This window comes from Synechococcus sp. R6-10 (genome assembly GCF_047461815.1).
In the GTDB taxonomy this organism is placed as follows: Bacteria; Cyanobacteriota; Cyanobacteriia; order Thermostichales; family Thermostichaceae; genus Thermostichus.
On the sequence record NZ_JANSHW010000233.1, the window covers coordinates 1 to 10,289 of the forward strand.

Here is a 10,289-nt window from a genome sequence, read left to right on the forward strand (position 1 = left end):
AATCCGTACTGAACATATTATACATTATTTTCAGTATAGTTGAGCTTATTATTGACTAGAGTCATGCTCTGCCGGGATCCCTTCTTCGTCGAGTATTTTATCTGCTTGGATCCCACTAGGGCTGAGCTGGGTCGGCTGGCCCCCAAATGCGAATTGAGCCATCGGCGCCACCACTGAGAAGGGTCTGCCCATATCGCTGCGCGACGCTTCCGCGACCGGGGCCAAACAGCAAGACGCTCACCATCCAAGTCTGGCCGCCCAGGGTGCGCAACTGTTCTCCGCTGCGCAGATCCCAGAGCTTGATCTGGTGAGCGCGGTAATCGGTGCCGCTGGCGAGCAAGCGGCCATCAGGGCTGAGGGCAAGGGCGGCCAAGCCGGACAAAGTCTGGGGCAAGGTGCGCTCCAAGGATCCCGTGCCCAAGTTCCAGACCAAGATGCCACCGGTACTGCCAGCGAGCAAATAGCGGCCATCTGGGCTCAGAAGCACCTGCTCGATGGGGTAGTCGGCCTTTAGGGTTTCCAGCAAGGCCCCGCTGCCAGGATCCCAAAGGTGAACGGTGGGATCTCCATTGGCGGCCACCAAGATCCAAGGGGGGATCCCTTCAGATTGGTGGGAAGTATTCATACGGGTAGGTCTTGGGCCAAAGGCCACTGCTGTAATGCCAGCCCTCTGAGGGGTCTCCTGGGCGGCAGCAGTGGGAGGCGCCAGGGTGCGGATCAACTGGCCGTTGTCGGCCTGCCAAAGGCGGATGGTGCGGTCGGCGCTGCCACTGGCAATCCAACGACCATCGGGGCTAATGGCGACACTGTTGATCAACCCGGTGTGCCCTTGCAACTGCAGCCGCGCCAGCACATCCCCAGGCGAGAGAGCCGGATCCCCCAGGGTCGCCAGATCCCAGACCCGTACCGTCTTGTCTGCCCCACCACTCACCAAAAAGGTACCATCTGGGCTGATGGCCAGTGCCTCAACGGATCCCTCGTGGCCTGCCCAGCTCTGGAGCAGTTGGCCAGCCTGGGGATCCCAAAGCCGGATCACGCCGTCGTCTCCCCCGGCAGCAAGGAGATTTCCATCCGGGCTGATGGCCAGAGCAGTGACGGCGACAGGGCCTTCCAGCGTAGCCTTGAGCTGCAAAGACTTGGCCCAGTCTGCCGGGTCGTTATCGCTACGCGACGCTTCCGCGACCGTGACGGCGGTGGGGACGGAGGCATGAGAACCGTTCTCGCGAGTAGGACGGAGTCCCAGGCCGTTGCGCTTTGCCGGGCCAGAGGATCCCGTTCTCGTGAGGGGGACAGAATCCTTGGGCTCCCCCCGCAGGCCAAGGTTTGCCCTCATCTGCCATACCCCTGCCACCGTCAACGCCAGCAAAGCCGCCAAGCTGCCTCCTGCCCAAACCGGTGGGATCCGGGGACGCGCCCGCAGCGATACCGGAGAACGCGGTGGGGTGGTTGGCTCCTGTAAGGGCTCGGCGGCGACAGGGCTGGGCTGGGACAGGAGTTCGGCGGCAGGGGGGCTCTCGGCGGGGGGCAAAGCCTGCAAAGCGGCCAGAGCTGCTGTTGCTGAAGGAAAGCACTGTTGTGGGTTGCAGCTCACCAAACGATCCAGAAAAGCAGCAAAAGGAGCGCTAGTAGAGGCCAGATCGTGCCAGCGCAACTCCCCCGTCAACGGGTCGCGAAACAGCTTCTGGGGCGGGATCCCGCAGAGGGCCTGCAGGGCAATCAGCCCAAGAGCATGGAGGTCGCTGCAATGCCTGGGGCCATAGGGGTTCCCGAAGCCAGAGCCGGAAAAAGCCAGACCCTGTTCCTCACCCCCCCACTTCAACAACACCCATCGGCCATCCGCCTGACGGTAGATCAAGCGAGAGGGCTGCAGGTTGCAGCAGCTCACCCCTTCCCCATTCAGGAAGGCCAAGGTTTGCAGCACATCCTGCAACAAGGCTCGTACCTCAGCCTCTGTCCAGTCGTGCCCCCAATGGCAGTGCATTTGGCGGGACGGAGTCGTTAGCTGGCCCCTCTCGGTTGCGTTACCTAGCAATAGAGCTTGTTCCAGGGTGGGCCCTTCAACCCATTCTTCCACCCAATAAAACTCCCCCTCTTGCTCAAAGCAGGCCAACAGGCGGGGGATACCCTCGTGGGATCCCAGGTGCTCCCGCAGCGCCACTTCTTGCTGAAAGAGATGCCGTAGCGAGGCGGAGTCCTCACTGTGTTCGCGGTGCGGAGCATTTTGGCCGGCCTGCCAGCGTTTGAGCACCACCCGAAGCCGCTCAGGATGATGGCTATCCTGTGCCAAGTAGGTTTGTCCGCTGGATCCCAGTGCTTCCAAGATCTGATAGCGGCCACCCAGGGTCTGCCCTACCATGGGGAGAGTGCGAACCTTTTCCTTCCGACCCATCATGCCATAGCGACGTGAGACTCAGGCTAACCGTTCGCGGTGCGGAGCACTTTGGGCCGCTTTCGGTCAACTTTCTCCCTGCAGCAGGCTGAGTTGCTCAGCGACCTGGGGGATGTTGTTGCAAAACCTGCTTCAAATAGCGCCCTGTATGGGATCCGGGGTGCTCAGCCACCTGTTCTGGAGTGCCAACGGCGATGATCTGGCCGCCGCGGTCGCCGCCCTCTGGCCCCAAGTCAATAATCCAATCAGCACAGCGGAGAATGTCCAGGTTGTGCTCGATCACCAGCACGGTGTTGCCTGTATCCACCAGCCGTTGCAGGACGTTCAAGAGTTTGTGGACATCGTAAAAGGACAAGCCGGTGGAAGGCTCATCCAACAGATAGAGGGTTTTGCCGGTGGAGCGGCGGGCCAGTTCTGCGGCCAACTTGACCCGTTGCGCTTCCCCACCGGAGAGGGTCGGGGCTGGCTGGCCCAGCTTGATGTAATCGAGGCCCACATCGGCCAGAGTCTGCAGGATCTTGGCGGCAGGAGGCAGGGCAGCGAAAAACTCCAGCGCCTCCCCCACCGTCATATCCAGGACTTCGGCGATGTTCTTGCCCTTGTACCTGACCTGCAGGGTTTCGCGGCTGTAACGGCTGCCCCCGCAGACTTCGCAGGTGACGTACACATCGGGCAGGAAGTTCATTTCAATCACGTTCACCCCCTGCCCTTTGCAGGCTTCACAGCGCCCCCCCTTGACATTGAAGGAAAAGTGGCCGGATGGGTAGCCTCTGGCCTTGGCATCCAAGGTTTGGGCAAAGGTTTGGCGGATCGGGTCGAACAGGCCGGTGTAGGTGGCAGGGTTGGAGCGGGGGGTACGGCCAATGGGAGATTGGTCGATGACGATCACCTTGTCGATGTGTTCGATGCCCTCAAGTTCTCCCATCTCCGCGGGTTGGGGCACCTTGTGTCCAAGATGGTGCTGCAGGGCAGGGTAGAGCAATTCGTTGACCAAGGTGGATTTGCCGGAGCCGGAGACGCCTGTAACACAGACCAACTTGCCCAGGGGGATCTCTACATCAATGTGCTTGAGGTTGTTTTTGTGGGCATTGGTGAGCTTGAGAGAAACCGCCTTGCCGGCCCGCCGCTGCCCAGGGGTCGGGATCCGCAGCCGCCCCGAAAGATAAGCTCCGGTGATGGAGCGCTCGCAGGCCATGATGTCCGCCAGGGATCCCTGGGCCACCACTTCCCCCCCGTGGATGCCGGCCCCAGGGCCGATATCGACGATGTGGTCGGCGGCACGGATGGTTTCTTCGTCGTGTTCCACCACGATCAGCGTGTTGCCCAGATCCCGCAGGCGAAACAGGGTTTGCAACAGGCGCTCGTTGTCCCGCTGGTGGAGGCCAATCGAGGGTTCGTCCAACACGTAGAGCACCCCCGTCAAGCCGGAGCCCATTTGGCTGGCCAGCCGGATCCGCTGCGCTTCGCCGCCGGAGAGGGTCATGGCCGGACGGGCCAGCGTTAGGTAGTCCAGGCCCACATCCACCAAAAACTGCAGCCGGGTTTTGATCTCCCGCAGCACCAGCTCGCCGATCTGCACTTGTCGCGGGGTAAGTTTCAACTGCTCCAGGCGGTGCAGGCAGTCGCGGATGGAGATCTCGGTGAGATCGGTAATGCGGTAGCCGCCGATGCGCACGGCCAGAGCTTCCGGCTTGAGACGGGATCCCCCACAGGCGGAGCAGGGACGGTAGGTGAGGTAGGCTTCCAGCTTTTGCCGATAGATTTCGGAAGTGGTTTCCTGGTAGTGCCGCTGCAATTGGGGAATCACCCCCTCATAGCGGCGATAGTACCCCCGGCCTCGGTACTGAGATTCCGCCTCGGCGATGTAGACCTCCTGGTCGGCGCCGTAGAGGATGATCTGCTGTTGCTGGGGGGTGAGATCACACCAGCGGCTGCTGAGGTCAAAGCCAAAAGCCTTGGCGGCTCCCGCCAACAAAGCCAGATAGTAGGGGTTCTCCCGCTCTGCCCAAGGGGCGATGGCCGCGTACAAGGGGAGTTTGGGATCGGGCACGATCCGCTCGGGGTCGAAGATGGGCTCAAAACCCAGCCCGTGGCAGACAGGACAGGCCCCAATCGGCGAGTTGAAGGAAAACAGGCGCGGCGACAGCTCGCCCATCACCGAACCGTGCTCCGGGCAGGCAAATTGCTCAGAAAAAATCAGCTCCGTTGGCTTGCTGTTCAGGTATTGCCCCGCCGACTCGGCCACCTTTTGCAGCAGCTGTTCTCGCTCCTCTTCCCGCGGCAGCAGCTCCACCACCGCAATTCCTCCCGACTGGCGCAGGCAGGTTGCCAGAGAATCGGCCAGTCGCTCCGCTATGTCGGGGCTCTTGACCAGCCGATCCACCACAACCTCAAGGGTGTGGGTTTTGTTTTTGGCTAACTCGATCTCCTCGCTCAGATCCCGCACCTGGCCATCGACACGCACCCGCACAAACCCCTGGTGTCGCAGGCTTTGTAACAAGTTGGCGTGGGTGCCCTTTTTTCCTTTCACCACCGGCGAGAGCAACTGAAACCGCGTCCGATCCGGCAGGGCCAGGATCTGATCCACAATTTGATCCACCGTCTGGGGGGCGATCACCCGGTTGCAATGGGGGCAGTGCGGGATCCCAGCTCGCCCATACAGAAGCCGCAGGTAGTCGTAGATTTCGGTAACGGTGCCAACCGTCGAGCGGGGGTTGTGGCTGGTGGACTTTTGATCGATGGAGATGGCCGGACTCAGCCCTTCGATGCGATCCACATCCGGCTTGTCCAGTTGCCCCAAAAACTGCCGCGCATAGGCACTGAGGGATTCCACATAGCGCCGCTGTCCCTCGGCAAAGATGGTGTCGAAAGCCAAGGAGGACTTGCCCGATCCGGAGACGCCCGTGAATACCACCAGGCGATCGCGCGGGATCCGCAGCTCGACATTCTTGAGGTTGTGCTGCCGCGCCCCCACCACGTGAATTTCGTTTTGGCTGGACATCTCACCACCTTTTCGCGCAGCGTGTCACAGGTATCCCGTCGAGACCGGCGAGTAACAAAATCTTAACGATTCTTAGTTAACGATTCTAATGCTCTTCGCTTTGTCCAAAAGGGGATCCCAGCCGACCAGGGGACGACAAACCGGTAGCAAAAAAGACTTGGCTATGCTGGAAAGGATTGAATCCCAAGGGCCATGACCTGGACACTGCCATCCGTTCAAAAGGTGTTTGTTTACCTGTTGGTGGGGATCGCCTTCACGGCCCTTTGTCTGGGGGATCAGGCTCTGTCGCCACCGGTCATTGCCGTTTGCTTGGCCGCAGGGGCCTGCAGTTGGTTTTGGGAGCCGCCAAGGATTGCTTTTGCCCGCTATGCCCCCCTGTGGATGCCCCTGACGGTGGCGGTGTTGCTTAGCCTGCTGGCTTTGGTTATCTTTGGGATCCTTCCCTTTTCCGATGGGGCCATTGGCTTGGTGCTTTACCTAACGGGGGCCAAGCTGTTTCAGCGGGAACGGGCAGCCGATCACATCCAGTTGGCGGTGCTGTCTCTGCTGCTGATGGCCATTGCCACCCTGTTCAACGAAGACATCAGCTTTGGGCTGCTGTTTTTGCTGTACGTGGGGGTAGGGCTAATCAACCTCACCCTTTACCACCTGCGCCTGCAAGCAGAGCAGCACCCGCAGGCAGCCAGCCAAACCCGTGGCATCAACCTCAACTTCTTGGGCTTTCTCGGATCCCTGGCCTTGCTGGCGGTGATCCTGTCCGTGGCTTTGTTTTTCTTGTTCCCGCGAGTTAGTTTAGGAATCCTGGGCCGCCAGGCCCGCTCGCCGGTGATGACCACTGGCTTTGCCGAGGAAGTCAGCCTGGGAGCATTCGGCACCCTCAAAACCGATAACACCGTTGTCATGCGGGTGGAATTTCCGGCAGGGGTGCCGCCCCGTGTGGAGTCCCTCTACTGGCGCGGGATCAGCTTCGATCGCTACGATGGACGGGCCTGGTCGCGAACGCTAGACCGCTTCATCCCCATTTTCCCCAACGCAGCAGGGGTATTTGATCTCTCTGCCTCCAGCTTGATCCCCACTGCTCCCGACCTGCTGCTTCTCCCCTTGGAGCAGCTTATCTATCTGGAGCCGCTGGTCACCAACACCGTTTTTGGGGTGGCCCCGCTGGTGGAGATGGAATGGCTGGAGCGGGGCGGAGCGGCGACGGTGCAACAAGCTTGGCAACGGCAGAATCGCCGCCTCATCCTGAGCGAGACCGGAGATGTTGGCCATTCTCTGCCTCGGCAGGTGCCCCATCTTTACCGCGCCCGGAGCCGGATCTCAAGGGAGTTAAGCCCGCGCTTGCGCCGGCTGAGCCACGCAGAGCTGTTCAGTGCTCTCGACCCAGTCCAACAGGCAGCCTATCTGCAGTTGCCAGCAGACCTGGATCCGCGCATTCCCGCCTTGGCTGAAGACGTTACCGCTGGGATCCCCGATGTCTTTGGCAAGGTGACGGCTTTGCAGAACTACCTGCTGGAGAACTATGCCTATACCACCAATCTGCCGGATCCCGGCCCTGAACCGCCTTTGGAAGCCTTTCTGTTCACCCATCGGCGGGGCCACTGCGAATATTTCGCCACAGCCCTGACGATACTGGCCCGCAGCATTGGCATCCCGGCCCGGATGGTGAATGGCTTTTTGGGCGGGCGCTGGGTGGCGCAGGAAAATTATCTGGCAGTACGCAATGCCGACGCCCATTCCTGGACGGAGATCCCCTTTGGCCCCTACGGGTGGATCATTTTCGATGCCACACCGGCAGAGGCCAATGTCAGCCGGCGGGAAACCTGGTGGGATCCGATTCAGGATTTTTACGACAGCTTGCGCTTTCGCTGGTTCAAGTACGTCATCCAGTACGACCTATCCACCCAGCAGCAGATCTGGCGGCAGATTCAGGAGATGGCCAGCGCTGTAGCCGCCTCTCCGGATCGAGAGGATATCGGTGCTGGCTTCCGTCGCAGCCTGGTTGCCTTGGGGCAAACGTTGCAGCAGAATGGCCTGCCGGTGTTGGGGGTGGTTTTGATCACCGGATCCATGGCCTATTGGGGTCGCCGCCGCCGCTATCAGGCCGTGCGCTGGCAGGATGGGGGGTGGATTCTGTTGGCCACTGCCGGCAATGGGGTTTTGCTGGGATCCCTGTGGCAGCCTCCGCCCCCCTGGCCCACCTGGATGGTTGGCCTCTTGCTACCGAGTCTGGCCTTTGCTGGGATGCGCTGGATCCCGGCGGCTCTACCCAAGTCGCAGCAGCGCCGCCAGCTTATCTCAAGGCTTTATCTGCAACTGCGGGATCTGGCGACGGCGGTGGGGATCCCAGCCCACCTAGGCCCTGAGGCCTGCCTGGAACACTTGCGCCACTCCGACTTACCACAAGCCCAGGTGGCCATCCGGTTCTTGGAGCGCTACATGGAGGTGCGCTTCGGTGGGATCCCGTTGGAGGCGGGCGAATTGCAGCGCTGGCAACAGCAATTCAGACAGCTTAGGCAAGCATGGCAGCCACTGGCCAAAACCCCCAGAAGAGCCGCCTGACCAGAAGGACGGCTATGCCCTGGAGCAGGTACCCCAAAAGCCCTGCGAGAAACCTTGACAGTTATGAGATAGTTAAGAGATAGTTAACAACAGTTATGGACCCCGTAAGCTGGCCTGCCAGAATAGCGGGATAGGAGGCGGCGTACTCACTTTGGGCACGTCGCACGCTGGTAAGTTGCTCTGCTCTTGCAAACTCGTCCGAAGCTGTGTTACGTTTCTAACGTTCAGCTTCGAACGAGCAAGGGCGTGTTAGCTATGCGTAGCTATTCTTTGAGGGCGGCTTTGGCTGCAACTTTGTGTCTGCTGTCCTCGTCAGTTTTTTCCTCTAGTGTGGCTCAAGCGGCGCCTAAGCCAACCGGCAACGGTGCAATCTTCTTTCACCCAGATGGAACCTCAGCTTCCCACTGGGACATTACGCGCATTCTCTACTACGGCCCCGATGGCTTTCTGAACTGGGATCGTCTTCCCGTGATTACCACCTATCGCGGGCACCTTCTTGACCAGCTTGGAGGAACTTCCAACGCCGGAGCGGTGATCCATGCCACGGGAACCCGTGCCCACGCCAAGAGCTTTGGGTTGGATCCGGACGGCAAAGAGTACCCCTCTGCCAACGGTACCCTGAACACGATCATGGAAGATGCCGTGGCGGCAGGCTTGGGTACGGCTCTGGTGCAAACGGGATCCATCATTGAGCCGGGGACGGCTGCCTTCGTTGCCAAAGCTGCCAAGCGCAGCGACTATGAGGAGATTGCCCTGCAGGTGGTGGAGTCAGGGGTAGACATCATCCTCGGCGCTGGCGAGGAATGGCTGCTGCCGGAAGGTGTCCAGGGCCGCTTTGGCCAAGGGAAGCGCAAGGATGGCCGCAACCTGATTGAGGAGGCCAAGAAAAAGGGGTACGCCGTTGTCTACACCCGCGACGAGCTGCTCAAGCTGCCGGCTGATGTTTCCAAAGTTTTGGGGGTGTTCAACGTCGAGGACACCTTCTACGACAAGCCAGAGGAAGAGCTGCGCGCCCAAAACCTGCCCAACTACATTGCCAGCGCCCCCACCATTGCCGAGATGACCGAATTTGCCCTGGCGCGGATCTCCCGCAATCCCAAGGGCTTCTTCGCCGTCATCGAAGAAGAGGGCACCGACAACATGTGCAATAACCTCAATGCCTCTGGCTGCCTGGAGGCCATGAAGCGGGCCGACGATGCCATCGGGGTGATTCTCAACTTTATCGAGAAGAATCCCAAGACCTTCATGATCACCACCAGCGACAGCAATGCCGGTGGCATGCAGTTGGTGGATGTCGAGTCCGCCGAGGAGCCGCTGCCCCCTACTGACCCCGAAGGCAGTGGTGCCCCCATTGACGGGGTTGACGGCACCGGTAGCAAGCCGTTCATTTCCGCTCCCGACAAAAATGGCAAGCGCTTTCCCTTTGCCGTGGCTTGGGCTACCGGAGATGACGTCGGCAGTGGAGTCATCGCTCGCGCTGCGGGCTTGAACGCCCAAGAGTTGGTGCCGACCACCGGGATCCTGAACACGGACATTTATCGGATTCTCTACTTCGTGCTCTTCGGGGAGCGCATCCCCAGCGAGCTGAAGCCCTAGTGTCTGCTGTGGTCACCTGCCTTGGGCGGGTGTTTGCCCCACAAGCTCTGTCCGTCACGGGGGATCCATCCAGTGGATCCCCTTTTTTTATGAGAACCACATAACGGCGAAGGGGCTAGCTCAGCAAAGCAGATAGACGTAGTTCATTTTGCGTTAGAACTGTACTACAGTGGGCTATCATGGAGCCGAGACTGTCCTTTGGGTTTGAGTTTGTTCCACCAACGCGAACTGCGATCTTCAACCATGCCCACTCCCGCTGACTCCTCTCCATCCCCCCTTCTCCAAAGCGACGAGGTTCTCAAGCCTGAGGACTCTGTTCCGCTGAGGGGGACGGTATTGGCGGCCCGTGAGCCTTTTTTGGGGCTGTTGCGGGATCTGGCGCGGGCCTACCAAGCTTTTGAAAATTACGCCGGGGTTCACATTCGGCAAATGGGGCTGACGGCCCCCCAATTCGATGTGTTGGTTACCCTTGGCAATACCCCTGGGATGACCATGAATGTCTTGGCCCAAAAAACGCTGGTGACCAAAGGGACACTGACCGGCATTGTGGATCGCCTGGAACAAAAAGGGCTGGTGCGCCGGGAAGTGCCCCCGGAAAACCGACGCTGCTTTAAGGTCGTGCTGACAGAAGCGGGGGAAAAACTGTTTGAGGAAATTTTCCCGGCCCACGTCGCCTACTTGAAAGAGCGCTTCCAAAAGCTGGATCCCTCGGAAATGGCGCAGATCCAGGCTTGCCTTAAAAAA

Annotated in this window: 5 protein-coding genes; 3 read left to right on the plus strand and 2 right to left on the minus strand. The window is 60.1% G+C overall.

Features of this window, described 5'->3' with window-relative positions; genetic code table 11:
• Positions 1-115: 115 nt before the first annotated feature.
• A complete protein-coding gene (locus NW837_RS07335; protein WP_414330267.1) occupies positions 116-2,356 on the minus strand; it encodes a hypothetical protein in 2,241 nt (746 codons plus the stop codon).
• A 130-nt stretch (positions 2,357-2,486) separates the two neighbouring features.
• On the minus strand, positions 2,487-5,390 hold the full coding sequence (uvrA, locus tag NW837_RS07340; RefSeq protein ID WP_414330268.1) for an excinuclease ABC subunit UvrA: 2,904 nt from the start codon (positions 5,388-5,390) through the stop codon (positions 2,487-2,489).
• 192 nt (positions 5,391-5,582) lie between these two features.
• Here uvrA and NW837_RS07345 point away from each other — a divergent pair, with 192 nt between their 5' ends.
• The 3 genes from NW837_RS07345 to NW837_RS07355 form a co-directional block, all read left to right on the plus strand.
• A complete protein-coding gene (locus NW837_RS07345) occupies positions 5,583-7,949 on the plus strand; it encodes a DUF3488 and DUF4129 domain-containing transglutaminase family protein (RefSeq protein WP_414330271.1) in 2,367 nt (788 codons plus the stop codon).
• A 255-nt stretch (positions 7,950-8,204) separates the two neighbouring features.
• Positions 8,205-9,545 (plus strand): alkaline phosphatase, encoded by a 1,341-nt coding sequence (locus tag NW837_RS07350; RefSeq protein WP_414330273.1) that lies wholly within the window; start codon positions 8,205-8,207, stop codon positions 9,543-9,545.
• Positions 9,546-9,788: 243 nt separating this feature from the next.
• A partial coding sequence (locus NW837_RS07355; RefSeq protein WP_414330276.1) for a MarR family winged helix-turn-helix transcriptional regulator occupies positions 9,789-10,289 on the plus strand: 501 nt, incomplete at its 3' end.

Excerpts from the sequence above, each read along its gene's own strand:
- NW837_RS07335 (WP_414330267.1), bottom strand. The coding sequence starts at position 2,356 with ATGGTAGGGCAGACCCTGGGTGGCCGCTATCAGATCTTGGAAGCACTG.
- uvrA (WP_414330268.1), bottom strand. The coding sequence starts at position 5,390 with ATGTCCAGCCAAAACGAAATTCACGTGGTGGGGGCGCGGCAGCACAAC.
- NW837_RS07345 (WP_414330271.1), top strand. The coding sequence starts at position 5,583 with ATGACCTGGACACTGCCATCCGTTCAAAAGGTGTTTGTTTACCTGTTG.
- NW837_RS07350 (WP_414330273.1), top strand. The coding sequence starts at position 8,205 with ATGCGTAGCTATTCTTTGAGGGCGGCTTTGGCTGCAACTTTGTGTCTG.